Annotated in this window: 17 protein-coding genes and 1 pseudogene; 8 read left to right on the top strand and 10 right to left on the bottom strand. The window is 70.2% G+C overall.

Features of this window, described 5'->3' with window-relative positions; translation table 11 throughout:
* Nucleotides 1–56: 56 nt before the first annotated feature.
* Nucleotides 57–650, bottom strand: a complete 594-nt coding sequence (locus QSK32_RS17085; protein ID WP_285472574.1) for an ADP-ribosyltransferase — start codon at nt 648–650, stop codon at nt 57–59.
* A gap of 282 nt (nt 651–932) precedes the next feature.
* Between QSK32_RS17085 and QSK32_RS17080 the strand changes: the two genes are divergently transcribed.
* The 3 genes and pseudogenes from QSK32_RS17080 to QSK32_RS17070 form a co-directional block, all read left to right on the top strand.
* A complete protein-coding gene (locus tag QSK32_RS17080; protein WP_285472490.1) occupies nt 933–2,057 on the top strand; it encodes an exo-alpha-sialidase in 1,125 nt (374 codons plus the stop codon).
* 199 nt (nt 2,058–2,256) lie between these two features.
* Nucleotides 2,257–2,610, top strand: a complete 354-nt coding sequence (locus tag QSK32_RS17075; RefSeq protein ID WP_285472489.1) for a hypothetical protein — start codon at nt 2,257–2,259, stop codon at nt 2,608–2,610.
* Between the two features lie 12 nt (nt 2,611–2,622).
* Nucleotides 2,623–3,021: pseudogene (locus tag QSK32_RS17070) on the top strand (tyrosine-type recombinase/integrase); the annotation flags it as partial.
* A gap of 191 nt (nt 3,022–3,212) precedes the next feature.
* Here QSK32_RS17070 and QSK32_RS17065 read toward each other — a convergent pair.
* Complete coding sequence (locus tag QSK32_RS17065; protein WP_285472488.1) at nt 3,213–4,088, bottom strand: alpha/beta fold hydrolase; 876 nt, start codon at nt 4,086–4,088, stop codon at nt 3,213–3,215.
* The gene (locus tag QSK32_RS17060) at nt 4,085–4,972 is read right to left on the bottom strand and encodes a Vgb family protein (protein ID WP_502872539.1); all 888 of its coding nucleotides are present in this window, start codon (nt 4,970–4,972) and stop codon (nt 4,085–4,087) included. Before QSK32_RS17060 ends, QSK32_RS17065 begins: the two co-directional genes overlap by 4 nt.
* 74 nt (nt 4,973–5,046) lie before the next feature.
* Here QSK32_RS17060 and QSK32_RS17055 point away from each other — a divergent pair, with 74 nt between their 5' ends.
* Nucleotides 5,047–5,664, top strand: a complete 618-nt coding sequence (locus QSK32_RS17055; RefSeq protein WP_285472486.1) for a TetR/AcrR family transcriptional regulator — start codon at nt 5,047–5,049, stop codon at nt 5,662–5,664.
* 12 nt (nt 5,665–5,676) lie between these two features.
* Here QSK32_RS17055 and QSK32_RS17050 read toward each other — a convergent pair whose 3' ends face one another.
* From QSK32_RS17050 to QSK32_RS17035, 4 genes are read right to left on the bottom strand one after another with little or no spacing between them, the layout of a single operon-like run.
* The gene (locus tag QSK32_RS17050) at nt 5,677–7,401 is read right to left on the bottom strand and encodes an endo-1,4-beta-xylanase (protein ID WP_285472485.1); all 1,725 of its coding nucleotides are present in this window, start codon (nt 7,399–7,401) and stop codon (nt 5,677–5,679) included.
* 44 nt (nt 7,402–7,445) lie between these two features.
* Complete coding sequence (locus QSK32_RS17045) at nt 7,446–8,543, bottom strand: type III PLP-dependent enzyme domain-containing protein (protein WP_285472484.1); 1,098 nt, start codon at nt 8,541–8,543, stop codon at nt 7,446–7,448.
* The gene (locus QSK32_RS17040) at nt 8,533–10,083 is read right to left on the bottom strand and encodes an IucA/IucC family protein (RefSeq protein WP_285472483.1); all 1,551 of its coding nucleotides are present in this window, start codon (nt 10,081–10,083) and stop codon (nt 8,533–8,535) included. Before QSK32_RS17040 ends, QSK32_RS17045 begins: the two co-directional genes overlap by 11 nt.
* 35 nt (nt 10,084–10,118) lie before the next feature.
* Nucleotides 10,119–11,573, bottom strand: coding sequence for an IucA/IucC family protein (locus tag QSK32_RS17035; RefSeq protein ID WP_285472482.1), 1,455 nt, complete (start codon nt 11,571–11,573; stop codon nt 10,119–10,121).
* 148 nt (nt 11,574–11,721) lie between these two features.
* Between QSK32_RS17035 and QSK32_RS17030 the strand changes: the two genes are divergently transcribed.
* The 3 genes from QSK32_RS17030 (at nt 11,722) to QSK32_RS17020 (ending at nt 14,450) form a co-directional block, all read left to right on the top strand.
* Nucleotides 11,722–13,392, top strand: coding sequence for an FAD-binding dehydrogenase (locus tag QSK32_RS17030; RefSeq protein ID WP_285472481.1), 1,671 nt, complete (start codon nt 11,722–11,724; stop codon nt 13,390–13,392).
* A gap of 72 nt (nt 13,393–13,464) precedes the next feature.
* Entirely contained in the window at nt 13,465–13,851 is a 387-nt protein-coding gene (locus QSK32_RS17025; protein ID WP_045747438.1) for a DUF3592 domain-containing protein, read from the top strand.
* Between the two features lie 95 nt (nt 13,852–13,946).
* Nucleotides 13,947–14,450 (top strand): hypothetical protein, encoded by a 504-nt coding sequence (locus tag QSK32_RS17020; protein ID WP_285472480.1) that lies wholly within the window; start codon nt 13,947–13,949, stop codon nt 14,448–14,450.
* Here the strand turns inward: QSK32_RS17020 and QSK32_RS17015 are convergent.
* Nucleotides 14,429–15,409: an NAD-dependent epimerase/dehydratase family protein gene (locus QSK32_RS17015; protein ID WP_045747436.1), complete on the bottom strand. Its 981-nt coding sequence runs from the start codon at nt 15,407–15,409 to the stop codon at nt 14,429–14,431. The genes QSK32_RS17020 and QSK32_RS17015 overlap by 22 nt on opposite strands.
* 191 nt (nt 15,410–15,600) lie before the next feature.
* Here QSK32_RS17015 and QSK32_RS17010 point away from each other — a divergent pair, with 191 nt between their 5' ends.
* Nucleotides 15,601–16,464 carry an enoyl-CoA hydratase/isomerase family protein gene (locus tag QSK32_RS17010; RefSeq protein WP_285472479.1) on the top strand — a complete coding sequence of 288 codons (864 nt, stop codon included), beginning with the start codon at nt 15,601–15,603 and terminating at the stop codon, nt 16,462–16,464.
* Between the two features lie 108 nt (nt 16,465–16,572).
* Here QSK32_RS17010 and QSK32_RS17005 read toward each other — a convergent pair whose 3' ends face one another.
* Complete coding sequence (locus QSK32_RS17005) at nt 16,573–17,052, bottom strand: heme-degrading domain-containing protein (RefSeq protein WP_285472478.1); 480 nt, start codon at nt 17,050–17,052, stop codon at nt 16,573–16,575.
* A complete protein-coding gene (locus tag QSK32_RS17000; RefSeq protein ID WP_285472477.1) occupies nt 17,049–17,813 on the bottom strand; it encodes a sulfite exporter TauE/SafE family protein in 765 nt (254 codons plus the stop codon). The genes QSK32_RS17005 and QSK32_RS17000 overlap by 4 nt, the downstream gene beginning before the upstream one ends.
* Between the last annotated feature and the right edge of the window lie 21 nt (nt 17,814–17,834).

The raw sequence follows: 17,834 nt of genomic DNA, 5'->3' as shown, positions 1-17,834 counted from the left end.
TCCATCAGTGGAGATGTGATGGGACGTCGGATGTGCTGCATCCCTGTGGGCCCGGGTCAGTGCCAGGGCTTGTAGTGCGGGTTGCTCTGGCAGTCGGTCATCTTCTCGGTCTTGGTGGTCTTGTCGACCGGGCAGACGCCGATGACGTATTCGCGTTTGATGCCGCCGGGGAAGGCCACTTCGACCTGGTCGGCCCATTTGTGGGTGTCGCCGATGGTCTTGTTGACGTCGATACCGCCGGGGGCGTCGATGTAGTAGTTCCAGCCGGATTTGTACCAGGTCTTGTAGAGGTCGTGGTCGTAGGAGGTGGAGACGTACGGGGAAGGCTGGTTGACCAGGACGTACTTGGCGACGTCGTACTGTCCGGCGGTCCAGTCCTTGGGGGTGAATCCGGCGGCGAAGATGACGTCGGGTCCGCGGCTGTCGCTGCGGTAGAGGGTGCCGCAGCTGACCCGCCAGACCGGTTTGGGGGTGATCCGGTCGAGCGCGATCTCCTTGGGGGCGACGGCGGAGGCGGTGAGTCTGTCCTCCACGATCGGGCAGGTGGGGGCGGTGCCGATTGCGGCGGTGGCCGGTGTCGGCGTGCCGGCGAGGGCGGTGACCAGGGCGAAGACGGCGGCGAACCTAGTTTTGATCATGTGGTGCACGATCGCTGGCCGCTGCCGACACGCACCGGATCGTCACTCGTTCGGCGGCGTGTCGTCGAGGGTGGGTGTCACCGCCCAGGGGCCGGCAGAAGGTTTCGGGTTCACAGCGTGATGGTGTGGGCGGTGCAGAGCGCGGGGAACCAGGTGACGTCCTCGGGGATACCGTGCGCATCGCCGCGTTCGGCGGGACCGGTGATTCAGTCGGGGTTCCGCCACTGGCCATCGTCGGTTCTCTCTTTTCCGGCATCGTGTCGATCACGATGTCGGTCGATCGAGCGGGGAGACATGCGGAAGCTTTTCCGGGTTGTGGCGGCAGTGTCGGCGGCGGTTCTGGTGGTGGCGGTGGCACCGCGGCCGGCGCAGGCCGCGGTGGACATCATTCACAAGATCACGCAGGAGGAGGATCCGTTCGAGGCGCGGTTCCCGGACGTGGTGAAGCTGGCCGACGGGCGGCTGATGGCGGTGTGGCACCGGTCCACCGAGCACGCCGGTGTGGAGAGCACGATCCAGCTGTCGTTCTGGAGTGATGGCAATGGCTGGTCGGCTCCGGCCAACGCGTTCGCCGACCCGAGTGTGGTGGACGGCTGGGACACCCGGGACCCGAAACTGGGCCGGATGAACGACGGCAGTGTGGTGCTCACGTTCTTCACGGCGGGCAAGGTGTACTACTCGGTGTGGAAGCCGGGCTGGACCCGGTTCACCGCGCCGGAGCAGTTGACCTATCCGGGGGCGCCGACCGGTATCGCCAGCCACGGCGCGGTGCTGGCCCTGGCCGACGGCGGCGGTCAGACCGATCAGGTGCTGATCCCGTTCTACCAGGACGGCGCGGCCGGTGGGGCTTTCTTCATGCGGGCCACCTGGCGGGCGACCGTCGCGCCCCGCCTGCTGGTCGCCGGCTTCCACAAGATCATCGCGAATGACAATCCGGTCGGCCGGCGGTATTCCGAGCCGAGTTTCGTGCAGATCGGCGACACGGTGGTCACCGCGGTCCGGTCGGAGAATCTGGACACCGCGAACCCGTCGTACCGGCACGCCAGCCCGGTCATCATCGCGCGCTGGAACGCGTACGCGGCGACGCCGTCCTACACGTTCCAGTCCTTCACCGGTGTGCTGGCCAGCTCGCATCACCTGTTGAAGACCTCGTCGGGGAAGGTGCTGTTCACCTACGGCAACCGTGCCAGCGACGGCGTCCGCCCCACCGTCGGCATGATGATCGACAACCCGGCGGGCACCTGGAGTGGGACGCCGGTGCCGCTGTACGACTCCGGCCTCTACGATCAGGCGAACCCGAGCACGGTCGAGCCGGCTGACGGCTGGTTCTGGACGTTGGGCTACAACGCCAAGACGCGCGCCCAGTCGTCGAACGGCGGCACCCTCTGGGTGATCCGGAGTCAGACCGAGGACTACTGACATCACCGGCGTCCCCAGGACGCCCTCCCCTTTCAAACTATGATCCTAGGAAGGATTGGGGGTAGTGCGGCAAGCCGCACCTCAAACCAAAGGACGGCTTCGCCGACCGACCAGATCGGTCCAGATGCCGGGATTCGGTACACGTGCGGACTTGACATGGCGGCCACCCCCTGGCCGCTATGTCAGGCACGGTGTACGTATGACTGACTCACCGCTGGTGCCGGACGGCTGCCTGGCCGTGACGTGCGCCAAGGTCGGCGACCTGCCGCTGCCGCCACTCGAACCCCGCGCGCTGACGCCGGGGCAGGTCCGCACCCTGAAGAACGTGCTCGACCGGCTGCCGCGCTTCCACCAGCACAAGAGCCGCCGCCGCAGCGCGGTCGGCGAGCTGCACGGCCACGCCCGGCCGCTGCGCGACCGCGCGATCGTGCACATCCTGCTCGGCACCGGGTTACGACGCGAGGAACTGGTCAACCTCGACCTGGACCAGATCACCCCGAACATCCCGCAGGAGCTGCGCGCGGCCAAGAAGGCGAAGATCAGCGGCGTATGAGGCAAAGGCGGCACCAGCCGTACCGTGTTCCTCGGCGCCGACGGCCGCACCGCCCTGGCCGACTACCTCGCACACGAGCGCCCCGCCGACGCCGGACCGGCCGCGCTGTTCCTGTCCGCCGCCTCGATCGGCTCACGGCGCCCCGACGGCCGGCTCTCCCCGCGCTCGATCAATCCGATCTGCGAGCAGATCGGCCGCTGGCACGACGCCGAACACGGCGACCCAGTCCGGCACATCAGCCCGCTCAGGCCCCATGACCTTCGGCACAGTTTTGCCTTCGCGCTCGCCGAGGCCACCGGCAGGGACGCCTACGAACTCGAGCGCCGACTCGGTCATCAGTCGCAGCGCTACATCCACCGCTACACCAACCCGCCCGAGGACATCGCCGCCGGCTACATCGAGAACCTGTAGTCGACGCCGCGACCACTTCCTAGATCGACTTCTTGATCCCTGGTCGCGCATCCGTTAAGGAGCCCCCAACCCCGACGAGACGCCGTCCGTATGCCGACCCGATTTGCCGGGCGCATCGTCGATCGCGTAGATCTCTCTGCCGCGGCGACGGCGCTGCGAGCCGTTCAGCCGGAGGGCCGATTGTCGTGCCTTCAGGTCGTCATGGCCGTAATGGCAGCTGTCAGTTCCTGGGGGTGTGTCATGACGATGTTGTGTCCGGATGTGATCTCTACGAGGCGTCGCTGAGGTGCGGTCTGCACGATGGCGGTGATCTTGTCGCGCCGGTCCGCGTAGAAGCCATGGCGGGCCAGCACGATGGTCATCGGGCAGGTGATCCGTTCGTAGACGTCGATGCTGGGATACACCGGCGCGTCCGGTGGCGCGGTGGTCGTGGCCGCGATCTCTTCTGTCGTGGGCCTTCGGGTGAACACGCCGCCGCCATCGCTGAGGAAGCTTCGTGCACCGACCGCGCGTACGAGTTCGGGATCAGCGCCGGCGTTGAGCCAGTCGGTTGCGGCGCCGGCCGCCTGTTCCTCAACCCAGGCGTCACGTTGTGCGGCATCGAAACGGCGGCCGTACCCGAACGTACGCCGCAGTTCCTCGGCGGCCTGCGGGGTGCGAAATTGCCCGAGAGTGCGGGAGGCGGTCTGCCGGTCGTCGAGGACCAGCCCGTCGACGATGCAGATCCCGCTGGGCTCGACGAGGCCTGCGGCAGTGACCGCGGTGACGGCGTAGCCGCCGGTGGAGTGACCGACCAACAACGGACTTTCCCAACCCGATGCGGCAACGACAACGGCCAGATCACGCCAGTACTGTTCTGCGTTTTTCGACTCGGCGGTGCTGTGGCCGTGGCCGCGTAGGTCGACGGCGATCACCCGATGTCGTGGCAGAAGGCCTGCCACTACCGCTTCCCATGCGGCGGCGTTGTGCCCGCTGCCGTGCACGAGCAATACGGGATGCCCGGCGCCGCCGTGATCCAGGGCGGCCACTGTGCCGCCGTCAACCTCGAAAGAGATCTCTTCGCTCACGCGCTCTCGCCCTTCTCGACCGCGACCAAGGAGCCGCTCTCCATCGCCACCCACACCAGACAGTCCTCGACCCACAACCCATGAGGCTCTCGTCCGGGTAATTGGTGAAGGGTCACGTCACCGTCGGCCGTGATCCGGGCCAGTTGGCCAGAGCCCCACAGCGTGACCCAGCATCCGCCGTCGGTGTCGGCCGCGACGGCGTGTGGCCGGCATGCGGCGTCGGCGAAGCTGATTTTCTCTACCGAGCCGGACGGATCGACACGACCAACGCACCCTCCAGCGATGTCCGCGTACCAGATCCCCGCCTCGGAGGCGGCGATGCCGACCGGCGCGGCAGGCGCCCTGCCACTGGGTAGTTCGACAATCTGCACCGCACCGTCGTTCACGTAAGCGAGGGCACTGGCGGCGTTGAGCGCAACCCACGGCCGGCCTGCAACATCGACGGTGAGCATCGCCGCCCGCGCGTCGGGGACCGGCAGGTCGAGCATGGTCAAGTCGCCCGAGGCGGTGACCACCCTGCCAATCTGGTTGAGCCCCGGTGCGGTGAACCAGACTCCTCCGTCAGGCGCAGCGGCGATGCCGTAAGGCGCCGATCCGGTTGCCAGGTCGATCACCGTGTGGTCGCCGGAGGCGTCTCGGCGGCTCAGCCGATCGTCGGTGCGGGTGCACCAGAGCGCGCCGTCGGTGGCGACGGCCAGCAGCATCGGATGACCGTCACTGCGAGGAAGGCGCTCGTGCCGGAACGTGAAATCTGCCTCACCGTCGACCGAGGTTTCGGCAGGCATGAATCGTGTGAGTCCCTGCGGAGTCAGAATCGTCATCCACAAGTTCCCGGTGGCGTCCCCCGCCACGGCGTACGGTGCCCAACCCGACGGCAGGACCATCTCGCGGCACAGCGCTGTCTCAGGCGGTGGCATCAGCTTCCCTCCTTAAATGCTACGGATGTAGCATTAGGCACATGGCGTCGGATGCGCAAGTCCCTTTCGCGGTCCCCGGAGTAACCCGGCCCGGCGGCCGAACCGCCCGCACGCGCGAACGCGTACTCGACGCCGTCGCGTCGTTGCTGCTGGATGGCGGCTACGAAGCCGTGACCATGGACGCGGTCGCCGCGCTGTCGGGAGTCCATCGCACCACCGTCTACCGCCGCTGGCGCGACACCGGCAGCCTTCTCGCCGACTCCCTCGACGCCGCCCGCGAATACCCGTGGGAACCGCCGGACACCGGCTCACTACTGGACGACCTGGTCGCCATCAACCGCCAGATCGCCGCGGCCTTGACGGAAGAACCATCGATCACCCGGGCACTCGTCGCGGCGTCGTTCCGCTCACCGGCCGCGGCCCACGCGCTCCGGTCATTCTGGGAGAACCGCTACGCCCGCGCTGCCGTCGCCATCGAACGAGCAGTCCGCCGAGGTGAGGCCGTTGAAGACATCGACGCACGAACCGTTCTGATCGCCTCCTGCGCGCCAATCTTCTACGAACTTGTACTCATGCGATCCCCGATGTTAGAAGACATCGCCGAACGCTATGCCCGAGTAGGTGTCGCAGTAGCGGCCGGCTGTGCAGGGGGACGCTGACTACTGGGGGTGTCAGCGGCGGGCGGCTCGCAGGGTGTTCTGCAGGGCGGTGACGGCGGGCTTGGGGCGTAGTCGCTGGTCCCAGGGCAGTTCGTCGCCGGGTTCCAGTGGGTAGCTGTCGTGTTCGGCGGTGGAGCCGTAGCGGTCGGTGATGCCCCAGGTGGTGAACGAGGTGCAGGTCGGCTCGGACAGGCAGGCACTGAGCACGCCGGCGAACTGGGTGGCCTGGACGCGGGGTGATTCGCCGTACACGTCGATTTCGGAGATGCGCGCGGACAGGCCGAGTTCGGCCAGGTCGGCGATGTGGGATCGGAGTACGGCGGGGTCGATGTGGTCGCCGGCTTCGTGGATGTGGCTTTGGAAGCCCACTCCGTCGATGGGCACGCCGCGGTCCTTGAGGCGGGCGACCAGGTCGTACAGGGCGTCCCAGCGGGGGCCGTCGGCTTCGGCGCCGAACTCGTTGAGGTACAGCGTGGCGTCGGGGTCGGCGGTGTGGGCGGCGGTGAACGCCTTGTCGATGTACGACTCGCCCATGGCTTGCTGCCAGAGGTGTTCGCGCAGGCCTGGGCGGCCGTCGGGTCCGTCGTCTTCGGGTGACAGTGGTTCGTTGACGACGTCCCATTCCGCGACCCGGCCGCGGTAGTGGCCGGCGACGGTGCTGATGTGTTCGGTCATCGCGCGTTCCCGGTCGGCGGGGTCGAGTTGTTGCATCCAGCGTGGGTTGGCCTCGCCGAAGACCAGGGTGTGTGCGTGCATCGTCATGTGGTTGGCGGCTGCGAAGTCGGCCAGCAGGTCGCCTTCCGCGAAGTTGTAGGTGTTCGGGCCGGGGTGGACGAACTGGGGTTTGAGGGCGTTCTCGGTGGTGAGCATCGAGAACTGGGTGGTGGCCAGGGTGCGGTAGCCGTCGTCGCTGACCAGTGGTTCGGCTGCCATCGCGGCCCCGATGGGTAGCCGGCGGCTGGTGGTCTCCGCCAGGGCGCGCAGGGAGTCCGGGGGTGGGGTCTGCTGTGCTGGTGTCCGGGTGGCGCGGACTGTGACGCTGCCGGTGTTGCGTGCTGTCGCTTCCAGGGTGGTGAGGGTCCAGTCCGGTGCGTCGGGGTCGGCGTCGGCGCCGAAGGTGACGGTGCCCGTGTCGAAGACTCCGGGATCCGGGGCGGACATGTGGGTGTCGTCGGTGGTCAGCGTCAGGGTGCCGTCGTGACGTTCGAGGGTGACGGTGATCGTGGTGGGTGATGTGACCGGCGTGGTCCGGTTCGTGGCCGGGGTGGCGGAGTGGCCGTCCCAGACGGTCAGGTTCAGTTGGTGTTCCGTGATCGTGATGCGTAGGCCTTGCCGGTTCTGTAGCCATTCGTCGTAGACGATCGGTACTTCGCCGTACAGGTACAGGGAGGCGGTCTGGCCGGCGGGGCGGTGCAGTGTCGCGCGGATGTGAAAGTCGCCGTGGACGGTGAGTTGTGGGCCGCGCAGGTTCACCGGTGGGTGGGGTTGTCCGCCGGTGCCGTCTTGGAGCACGATCTGTCGTCCGAGGCCGTGGATGCGTACGCCGCCGGGTTCGACGGTTCCGCCCGGGAGGTGGCTCCAGTCTTCGGCGAGCAGGTTCACTCGGCCGGATGCCGGGGTGGTGCCGGATGTGGTGGGCCGGGCGTGGTGGTCACCGGACGGATCGCAGGCGGTGGTGCCGGCGGCGAGCAGGCACAGTGCGGTTACGAGGAGGGGCAGGCGGGTGTTGTCGGGCACGGGTCCTCGTGGAGTCGGTGTCGGCAGGCGGGGGCCGTGTGCTTTCAGAGGATGACGAATTGGGGTGGGTCGTGGCGCAGGAAGTCGTGGTGGCTGATGTCCCAGCCGTACGCGCCGGTGCGGTTGAAGATCAGGATGTCGCCGGCGCGGAGGTGGTCGACGTGCTGGTCGCGGGTGAGGACGTCGCGGGGGGTGCAGAGTTCGCCGACCGCGTCGATCGTCACGTCGGTGACTTCGGGCCGGGGGTAGGGCCGGTTCCATGTGTCGACGTGATGAATGGTGAAGGGGTGGCTGTAGCCCCAGGCGGCGGGGAGCCGGAAGTGGTGGGTGCCGCCGCGGAGGACGGCGAAGGTGCGTCCGTGGGTGGTTTTGAGGTCGATGACTTCGGCGGCGTAGCGGCCGGCGTCGGCGGTCAGCCAGCGTCCGGGTTCGAGGATCAGGTCGATGCCGTCGGGCACGGTGATCTGTTTCAGGGGTGTGAGGTCCATGGAGGTGGTGGTGCGGTAGTCGATGCCGATGCCGCCTCCGACGTTGACCACGCGGATGTGTGGGCCGTATCGCTGGGACCAGGTGATGGCGTCGGTGATGAATCGGGCGTGTGCCGGGCCGTCGAGGTTGTTGGAGACGGCGTGCAGGTGGAATCCGATGACTCTCAGGCCGTCGGGGATGGTCGCCAGGACGTTGTCGAGTTGGGTTTCGTCGATGCCGAAGGGGGTGGCGGTGCCGGTCATGGTGTGGCTGCCGGTGAGGGTGGGTCCGCGGCGGTTGACGCGCAGGCAGATGTCGGTGTGCAGGCCGAGGCCGGCGAGGCGCTGGAGTTCGTGGGCGCTTTCGACGTTGATCAGTGCGCCTGCGGCGACGGCGGCGGCGAGTTCGCGGTCGGTTTTGGCGGGGCCGCCGAAGGCGATGCGGCGGGCGCCGGCGGTGAGGGCGAGGTCGAGTTCGCCGCCGGAGGCGACTTCGAGGCCGTCGCATTCCTGGGCGAGGGTGTGGACGACGTCGGGGTGGCCGTTGGCTTTGACGGCGTACAGGAGGGTGGTTCCGGTGGGGAGGTTGGCGCGGAGTTCCGCGACGCGGGCCCTCAACACTGATTTGTCGTAAATGTAGGCGCAGACCGGCGTTTTGAGGCTGTCAGGCAGCATGCAGGGGGTTCCTGACCGGGATGTAGAGGTCGCCTTCGCCGGTGAGGCGCATGCGGACGAGGGCTTTGTGGGGGACGGTCGGTGCGGTGAAGGCGGCGTGGTCGGGGTGGCCGCCGAGGGTGTCGTAGGTGTGGTCGACGACGTCGCGGACGATGCGCCAGGCGTGGTCCTCGCCGAGGGGGAGGTTGATGACGAGTTCGCCGAGGTGGGCCTGCAGGGCGGTGTAGCCGAGTTTGGCGCGCAGGATGTCGGGGTCGTCGGTGGTGATGACGGATCCGGGCCAGAGGTCGATGGTGTGTCCGGCGTCGGCGAGGCGGCCGGGGTGCAGGCGGAGTCCGGCGAAGTCGCGCAGGGCGAGGCGGTGGGGTCGTCCGTTGAGGAAGGTGGGGAGGCAGTTCTGCAGGTGGGCTTCGAGGGCGATGCCTTTGGTGGCGAGCCGGAGCAGTGGTGGCAGGAGGAGCCGGGTGTAGTCGTCGAGCCATTGGGCGGGGGTGCCGTCGTAGTCGTCGAGGAGTCCGGCGAGCACGGTGCGGCCGGTGGTGGGGTCGTGGGCGGGGAGGGCGCCGCCGGGGACGGCGTGTTCGCCGGGTTGGAGCCGGCCGGTGAGTCCGGTGCGCAGGATGGCGGAGAGGTCGCGGCCGCTGCCGGCGGGTACGGCGGCGCCGGCGGTTTCGGCGAGCAGGATGAGGTGTTGTTCGTCGGCGGTGAGGGTGTGTAGCAGGGTGGAGAGGGCGGGTCCGTTGCGGGTGCTGGCGATGCTGATGCTGCGGCGGGTGGAGGTGACCTGGATGTCGAGGGACACCTTGAGGTAGTGGCCGGTGTCGGTGAGCAGGGTGCGCAGGGCGGCGGTGGGGGTGGCGTCGAGGTGGCCGTCGAGGGGTTGCAGGGTGCCGTCGGCGTAGAGGTGGGGGTATCGCTGGGTGACGAGGTCGTGTTGCCAGGCGTGGACGGGCTGGGCGCGGTATCCCGGGGGTGGGGTGGGTGCGCCGATGAGGGGGCCGAGGTCGTCGCCGAGGTGGTTGTCGTCGCGGACGGCGATGAATCGCAGGGTGGTGTGGCCGGCTTCGAGGTCGTGGGCGAGGACGTCGACGGTGTCCCAGCCGAGTCGGGTGCGGCCGCAGGGGTGCAGGTTGTGTCCGGCGACGGCGAGGCGTTCGAGGCGGATGGCCTCGGTGTCCGGGTTGTCGGTCTTGTCGTGGTGAGGGGGGCGTGCCATGGCGATGGCCAGATTGATGACGGCGTTGCGGATTTCGGCGGCCATGGTGCCGGTGTCGATGCCGGTGAGCAGGTCGACGGGGTCGTCGACGCCGGCGGTGGGGTATTCGATGCGGTTGAAGGCGTGGTGTTGTCCGCCGCCGGTGATCGGGGTGAGGTTTTCGCGGGTGAGGGCGGCGCGGAGGCGCCGGCCGACGGTGTCGGCGGCGTGGGGGAGGTGGGTGAGGAAGGCGTCGGTGAGGTGGGGGGCGTGGACGGCGAGGGCTGCTTCGGTGTGGGCGGCGGCTGCGGCGAGGCGTCCGCTGCCGGCGGTGCGGATCGTCATGTGGGGGGTCCTTCCGCGCGGGGAGCGGGTGTGGTTCAGGTCGCCATCGGGTTGGGTTGGTGGGTCCAGATGTCGGTGAGGGGGTCGGTGGCGAGGCGCATGGCGGTGGTGGCTTTGAGGGGGAGGGGTTCGGTGGTGAGGGCGTGGGTGTCGCGGGTGCCTTGGAGGGCTGCGGTGACGTGGGCCCAGAGGCGGGTGGGGTCGGCGCCGTAGTGGCGGGTGAGGGCGGTGATGGTTTGTGCGGCGACGGTGGTGAGGGCTGCGGCGGCGAGTTTGGTGCGGAGTTCGTTGTCGTCGTCGGTGGGGAGGTCGCCGATGAGTCCGGGGTCGTCGTAGCCGGCTTGGGCGAGGCGGTGGGGGTGGATGCGGACGCCGCCGAGGTCGCGGTAGACGGTGCGGATGGGGCGGCCGTCGGCCAGCACGATGAGGGTGTTCTGGCCGTGGGCTTCGAGGGCGATGCCGCGGTCGAGCAGGCGTGCGAGGGGCGCGAAGAGGGCGGTGCCGAGGTCTTTCATGATCTGGTACGGGTCGCCGCCCGCGGCCAGGAGCGTCGGGGTCGTGGCGTAGACGCCCATGGGGACGATGGTTTCGCCGGGGCGGGTGCGGGGGGCGGTGCGGGTGAGGTGGGCGAGTCGCCGGTCGGGGCCGTGTTCGGTGATGACGGCGCCGGCGGAGGTTTCGGTGAGGACGTCGAGGGGCAGGTCGGCGGTCATCCGGGTGAGGAGTGCGGAGAGGCGGGGGCCGTTGTGGACGGCGGCGGGGGAGACGGTGCGGACGGCGGAGGTCATCTGGATGTCGACGGAGGTTTTGATGTGGGGTCCGCCGTCGGGGAGGGCGACGGTGCGCAGGGACATGAGGGGGCGGACGGGGCGGGTGGGTCCGAGGTCGGTGAGCCAGGGGTAGTGGTGCAGGAGGCGCTGGGCCTGCCAGGGGTGGGCGTAGAGGAGGGGGCGGGCGGTGCCGTGCCAGCGGTCGGTGGGGACTTTGATGCGGCGCAGGCGGATGAGGGTCCGGTGTTCGGGGGCGTAGGTGAGGGTGTCGGCGACGGTCATGCCGGTGCGGGTGCGGCAGCAGGGGTGCAGGGGGTGGCCGTCGACGAGGCTCTGTTCCCATGCGGGGAGGGTGCGGGGTGTGGTGGTGATGGCGGCGGCGCGGGCGAGGGCGAGGTTGGCGACGCTTTCGGCGAGTTCGGCGGGTAACGGGGTGCCGGGCCAGAGTTGTTCGGCGATGTGGGCGGGGTCGCCGGTGGGGTGGGCGTCGGTGGCGAAGGGTTCGGCGTCGGCGGTCGCGTACGTGATGGTGTTGTTGATGGTGGTCTGCCCGTGGTGGTGGTGGCGGGTGGTGATGCCGGGCAGGGGTTCGCGTTCGAGGGCGCCGAGGAGGCGGGCGAGGATGGCCGCTCGGGCGCCGGGTAGGGCGTCGTCGTAGCGGCTGAGCAGGTCCGGGCGGAGTCCGGCGAGGTCGGCGCGGGTGCGTGCGGGATCGGGCACGGTTTCATTGTCGCCGGGGGCGGGGTGGGTGCGGGGCCGGGTGCTGGTGGGGCGAGCGACGCCACAGTGGCGGGTCGGCGTGTCGTTTCGCCGCGTCCGGGGACGCGATAGGTTCTCGTATCCGTTGTTCGTGGGGAGGGACGTGCTCGTGGAGACCGACGTCGTCATCGTGGGTGCCGGCCTGGCCGGGCTGGCTGCCGCGCACGAGTTGTCCGCCGCCGGGAAACGGGTGGTGCTGCTCGATCAGGAGAACGCGGCGAATCTGGGTGGTCAGGCGTGGTGGTCGTTCGGTGGGCTGTTCTTCGTCGGCAGTCCCGAGCAGAGGCGGGCCCGTGTCCGGGACAGTGTCGAGCTGGCCTGGGGTGACTGGCAGTCCAGTGCCGGGTTCGACCGGTTGGGTGATGAGGATGCGTGGGCGGTCAGGTGGGCGCGGGCGTACGTCGAGTTCGCGGCGGGGGAGAAGCGGTCCTGGCTGGCGTCGCTGGGGATGAGCTGGTTGCCGTTCGCGGGCTGGGCCGAGCGCGGTGACCTGCGTGCTGACGGGCACGGCAATTCGGTGCCGCGGTTTCATGTCACGTGGGGTACCGGGACCGGGGTGGTGGCGCCGTTCGTGGAGTCGGCGTTGCGGGCGTCGGAGGCGGGGCTGTTGCAGTTGCGGTTCCGGCACCGGGCGGACGCGCTGATCGTGGAGGGCGGCACGGTCGTGGGTGTGCGGGGCAGTGTGCTGGCGCCGGACGACGCGGCGCGGGGTGTGTCGTCGAACCGGGAGGTCACCGGTGACTTCGAGATCCGGGCGCAGGCGGTGGTCGTGACGTCCGGGGGGATCGGGGCGAACCATGACCTGATCCGTGAATTCTGGCCTTCCCGGCTCGGCACGGCGCCGCAGTCGATGGTGACCGGGGTTCCGGCGTACGTGGACGGGCGGATGCTGGGTATCGCCGAGTCGGCGGGGGCGCGGTTGGTCAACCGGGACCGGATGTGGCATTACACCGAGGGTGTGCGGAACTGGAATCCGGTCTGGCCGGGGCACGGGATCCGGATCCTGTCGGCGCCGTCGCCGTTGTGGCTGGACGCGCGGGGCCGGCGGTTGCCCGCGCCGTTCTTCCCCAGCTACGACACGCTGGGCACGTTGAGGTACCTGCGGACGACGCCGGAGATCGCCGGGTACGACCATTCGTGGTTCGTGCTGACGCAGCGGATCATCGAGAAGGAGTTCGCGCTGTCCGGGTCGGAGCAGAACCCGGACGTGACGGCGAAGGACCGTAAGGCGTTCACCCGGGAGCGGCTGTTCGGCAGGGGTGCGCCGGCCCCGGTGGAGGCGTTCAAGGAGCACGGTGCGGATTTCGTGGTGGCGGCGGGTCTGGACGAGCTGGTTGCGGGGATGAACAAGCTGACTGCGGAGCCGTTGCTGGACGCGGCGCTGGTCCGGGCTCAGGTGGAGGCCCGGGACCGGCAGGTGGCCAACGCGGTCAGCAAGGACGCCCAGATTCAGGGCATCCACAATTCCCGGCGTTATCTGGGTGACCGGATCGGCCGGACGGTGGCGCCGCACCGGCTGCTGGATGCGGCGGCGGGCCCGTTGATCGGGGTGAAGCTGCACACGCTGACCCGTAAGACTCTCGGCGGTATCCAGACGGACCTGGACTCGCGGGCGTTGACGGCGTCGGGTGAGGTGCTGCCCGGGTTGTATGCGGCGGGCGAGGTGGCCGGGTTCGGCGGTGGTGGGGTGCACGGGTACAACGCCCTCGAAGGCACGTTCCTGGGCGGTTGCCTGTTCAGTGGCCGGGCTGCCGGCCGGCACGCGGCGCGCAGTCTCTGAGGGCTGAACACCCGCGGATCAGCGGCGAACCCGGGCATCGACGGCGGTGCGTGGTGGGCGATGATCTCGGGCATGATTGCGCTGATCGTCTGTCTTCTGGCGGGCATGTTCCTCATCGGGGCCGGGGTGGCCCAGGGCGTCCGGGTCCGGCGGCTGGGCCGTGACGGCCGGCGGGTGCAGGGCGCGGTGGTCCGGGTCGAGCGGTCCCGTGACGGCAAGTCGCTGTACTCCCCGGTGATCTCGTATCCGGATGAGTCCGGTCGGCATCACGAGTTCACCGTCGGGTTGAAGGCGTTCCGGTCCCTGCACGGGCTCGGCGCGCAGGTGCCGGTGCTGCATCTGCCGCACCGGCCGGACACCGCCTGGCTGAACTCGGTCCGGCACAACGTGCTGATGATCGGGGTGCCGCCGCTGATCGGTGTGCTCTTCATCGGGGCCGGGATCCTGTTCGCGTCGTGAACCCGGGTGATATGCCACCCGGGTTCCGCTTCGGCACCGGCAGCCCGGGCGGCGGGGGCCGAACAGGCAGTTGATTAAAGGTCTAGCCTGCGCCGATGCGTTTCACAGCAGCAATCGTCATCGGTACCGCCGCGTTCGCCCTCACCGGATGCGGGGGCACGGACACCACCACGGAGGCCGCCCCGGCCACGACCGCTCCGGCGGCGAACGTTCCGTCGAGTGCCCCCGCGACCACGACCGCGACCACGGCCACCAGCGCCGCCGCCGCGACGGGCGCGGCGGACACCCCCGAGGCCGCGTCGTGCAGCGTCGCGTACCGGATCACGAATGTCCGGGGTGTCCCGAAGCCGACGGTTGCCCAGGCCGAGACGATCGTCGCCGCGGCGGAAGGTGTCACGGACAGTGCCATCGTCGCCGAACGGGACAAGATCGTCGACCGGATCGAAGAATACGAGGACCTCGGCGGGGCGAAGGGCAAACACGCGCCCCACTACCTGGGGCGGGTGCAGGGCGCGGTGGTCAGCTACACCTCGGCGTGCTCCCTGGGCCACTACATCGACCTGCTCGCCGAGGACGCCTACGAGGCCGCGAACGGCTGAGGCAGCAGAGTCGCCTCCACGGCCGGGTCCAGGCCGACCGGCGGACGGTCGGCGCGGGTCGGCAGGTCGGCGGGCTGGGCCGACAGCCACTCCCACGTGTCGGCGACCGTGTCCTGGACGGGACGGCACCGCAACCCCAGGCCGAGTGCCCGGCTGACGTCGCCGGTGTGCAGGAACGTGTGGTCGGGGCCGGGCGGCAACCAGATCGGCAGCTGCGTCCACGGTTCTATCCCGGCGTCGAGGATCACCTGCGGGTCGGTCCAGTGCAGCCGGGCCCGGCCGCCGGTCACCGCGGCCGCCACCGTCAACAACTCACCCATGGTGGTGTGACCGGGGGCGCTGACCGTGTTGACCGGCCCGGACACCCCGGCCGCCGCTGCGTCCAGCACGAAGGTCGCCAGGTCGCGGGCGTCGACGTACTGCAGGGGCAGATCCTGCGGGCCGGGCGCCAGGACCGGCCCGCCGCGGTGCAGGCGGCGCAGCCACCAGGGCAGCCGGCCGACGTCCTCGTGCGGGCCGAGGATCAGCCCGGCCCGGGCCAGCAGCACCGGGCCGGCGAACGCCGCCGTCCCCTGCTCGCCGCGCAGCTTGTCACCGGCGTACCCGGGATCGCCCACGTCCACCAGCGGCGCCTCTTCAGTCAGGATCAAACCCGTCGTGGGGTACGCGTAAACCGACCGCGACGACACGTAGGTGTAATGCCCGGCCCGTCCCCGTAGCAGCCGGGCCGCGGTCCGGACCGGTTGCGCCTGCGCCGACCACGTGTCGACCACCGCGTCCCAGGTGCCGCCGGGGACCGTGAAGCCGGGGTCCCGCCGGTCGGCGACCACCGTGTGCACACCCGGGACCGGCTCCCGGGCGCCCCGGTTGACGACGGTCACCGTGTCGCCGCGGGCCACCGCCTCGGACGCGACCGCACGGCCGACGAACCCACTTCCCCCGAGCACCAGAATCCGCATGCCGGACAGCCTGCCCCGCCCCGGGCCGCCGGGCCCAGGGCGCTCTGCCGTCGGCAGATTCAGCTGTCGGCGCGATCAGTCCCCGGTGAGTGTTTCCGATCATTGCCCCGGTCTGGGCCCGGCTTGCCGAACCGCATGCCGTCGAAGATCCTCACCACGGAAGATCCGTCTCGACAGGGGAGCGTCACCGCATGGACAACGCCGGGAACGTACGGGTGTCGATCGACGACCGGGGCGTCGCGATCGTCGAGTTGACGCGGCCGCGGGCCGGTAACGCCATCACCCTGGAGATGGCGCAGGAGCTGGGGCGGGCCGCGGAGAAGGTGGCCGGCGCCCGGGTGGTCGTGCTGCGCGCCGCGGGCCGTTTCTTCTGCGTGGGCGGCGACCTGCCCTCCTTCGCCGCCGCCGAGGGAACCGCCGCAGCCAAGGGAACCGCCGTTGCCGAGCCCGCCGTCGGGAAAGCCGCGGCCGACGAGCTCGCCGCTGCGGAGGAGACGGCGGCGCGGGTGGCGGCGACCGCGCAGGCCCTGCACGTGGCGGTCCGTGCGTTCGCCGCCGGGGACGCGCCGGTCATCGCCCGGGTGCAGGGTGTCGCCGCCGGCGCCGGGTTGTCCCTGGTTGCGGGCGCTGACGTCGTGGTGGCGTCGGAGCAGGCCGCTTTCGTGTTCGCGTACGCGGCGGCCGGGTTGTCCCCGGACGGCGGTGCGTCCTGGTTCCTGCCCCGCCGTATCGGTGCGCAGCGGGCGTTCGAGCTGGCGTTGACGAACCGGCGGCTCGACGCGGCCACCGCCCGGCAGTGGGGCCTGGTGACCCGGGTCGTGGACGGCGAACAGCTCGACGATGCTGTGCAGGAGTACGCCGACGCGGCCCTGCGGTCGTCGACCGGCTCGCTCGGGGCGGTCAAGCGGCTGCTCGCCGCGAGCACGGCGGCGTCGCTGGACGGCCAGCTCGACAGTGAGGTGGCCGAGCTGGCCGCACGCGCGGGTTCCCCGGACGGCCGGGAGGGCATCGCCGCCGTCGTCGCCAGACGCCGCCCGGTGTTCCCCGCGAACTGACCGGCCGCGGCGGCCGGCGACCCGGCGACACCGGCGACGGCAGCAGCGACCAGCGGCCCTGTCGGCGGCCCGGACGACGCCCGCTGACAGGGCCGGGCTGTCAGACGGTCAGCGGTCGCCGAGGTACGCGGTGATCGCCTCGACGACCAGGGCGTGATCGTCGGCCTGGGGCAGCCCGGAGACCGTGATGGCGCCGATCACGCCGGCGCCGCTCACGCGTACCGGAAAAGAACCGCCGTGCGCGGCGTAGAGGGCGGGGTCGACGCCCAGTTCGGGTCCCAAGGTGGTCCCGCGGGCGGCGAGGCGGCGCCCGACCAGGTACGACGACGCGCCGTAGCGTTCGACGACGCGGACCTTACGTTCGATCCAGGTGTCGTTGTCGGCGGTGGCGCCGGGCAGGGCGGCGTGGAACAGTTGCTGGGTGCCGCGGCGGATGTCGATGGCGACCGGCAGGCGGCGTTCGGTGGCCAGGCGCACCAGCAGGGAGCCGAGTTCCCAGGCGTCGGCCTCGTCGAAGCGGGGGAACACGAGGTGGTGTTCCTGCTGTTCGACGGAGGTGATCAGGGCGGTCAGGTCGTCGTCGCTCATGATCTGATTGTGAACTGGTCCCAGCCGAGGCGGACGATCAGGGCGAGGACCACGACCAGCAGCACGATGCGGACGAATCCGGCGCCGCGGTGGAGGGCCATCCGGGCGCCGAGGACCGCGCCGGCGATGTTGCAGACGGCCATGCCGAGGCCGATCAGCCAGGCGACGTTGCCGGTGGCGGCGAAGACGATCAGGGCGCCGAGGTTGGTGGCCGTGTTGACGATTTTGGCCATGGCGGAGCCGTGTACGAAGTCGGCGCCGACGATGGTGGTGAACGCCAGGACGAGGAAGGTGCCGGTGCCGGGGCCGATCAGTCCGTCGTAGGTGGCGACGCCGGCGCCGGCGACCGCGACGGCGAGGCCGCGGCGCCACGGTGTGCGTTTCTCGGCGTGTTCGCGCAGGCCCATCTGGGGGCGCACGGTGACGAACACGGCGACGGCGATCAGCACGGCCAGGACCACCGGGCGGTACGCGGACGCGGGGATCGCCCCGGCCAGGGCCGCGCCGCAGCCGGCGCAGAGCATCGCCAGGGCCGCGGCCGGGCCGGCCACCGCCCAGTCTATCGTCGTGCGGCGCGCGTACGTGAACGCCGCGGTGCTGGTTCCGCAGATGGCCGCGAGTTTGTTCGTGCCCAGTGCTGTCGCCAGGGGCAGGTGGGGGGCGGCGAGCAGCAGGGCGGGCAGCAGCAGCAGGCCGCCGCCGCCGACGACCGCGTCGACCCAGCCGGCCATCGCGGCCGCCACCAGCAGAGTCGCGATCATTTCTTGCGGGCCTTCTGCAGC

The organism is Actinoplanes sp. NBRC 101535, from assembly GCF_030269225.1.
Classification (GTDB): Bacteria; Actinomycetota; Actinomycetes; order Mycobacteriales; family Micromonosporaceae; genus Actinoplanes; species Actinoplanes rectilineatus.
This window is presented reverse-complemented; position numbering and strand designations above follow the sequence as displayed.

Coding starts and splice junctions, on each gene's coding strand:
- QSK32_RS17075 (WP_285472489.1), top strand. CDS start 2,257: ATGACTGACTCACCGCTGGTGCCGGACGGCTGCCTGGCCGTGACGTGC.
- QSK32_RS17015 (WP_045747436.1), bottom strand. CDS start 15,409: ATGCGGATTCTGGTGCTCGGGGGAAGTGGGTTCGTCGGCCGTGCGGTC.
- QSK32_RS17080 (WP_285472490.1), top strand. CDS start 933: ATGCGGAAGCTTTTCCGGGTTGTGGCGGCAGTGTCGGCGGCGGTTCTG.
- QSK32_RS17055 (WP_285472486.1), top strand. CDS start 5,047: ATGGCGTCGGATGCGCAAGTCCCTTTCGCGGTCCCCGGAGTAACCCGG.
- QSK32_RS17000 (WP_285472477.1), bottom strand. CDS start 17,813: ATGATCGCGACTCTGCTGGTGGCGGCCGCGATGGCCGGCTGGGTCGAC.
- QSK32_RS17020 (WP_285472480.1), top strand. CDS start 13,947: ATGCGTTTCACAGCAGCAATCGTCATCGGTACCGCCGCGTTCGCCCTC.
- QSK32_RS17045 (WP_285472484.1), bottom strand. CDS start 8,543: ATGCTGCCTGACAGCCTCAAAACGCCGGTCTGCGCCTACATTTACGAC.
- QSK32_RS17010 (WP_285472479.1), top strand. CDS start 15,601: ATGGACAACGCCGGGAACGTACGGGTGTCGATCGACGACCGGGGCGTC.
- QSK32_RS17005 (WP_285472478.1), bottom strand. CDS start 17,052: ATGAGCGACGACGACCTGACCGCCCTGATCACCTCCGTCGAACAGCAG.
- QSK32_RS17025 (WP_045747438.1), top strand. CDS start 13,465: ATGATTGCGCTGATCGTCTGTCTTCTGGCGGGCATGTTCCTCATCGGG.
- QSK32_RS17060 (WP_502872539.1), bottom strand. CDS start 4,972: ATGGTCCTGCCGTCGGGTTGGGCACCGTACGCCGTGGCGGGGGACGCC.
- QSK32_RS17040 (WP_285472483.1), bottom strand. CDS start 10,083: ATGACGATCCGCACCGCCGGCAGCGGACGCCTCGCCGCAGCCGCCGCC.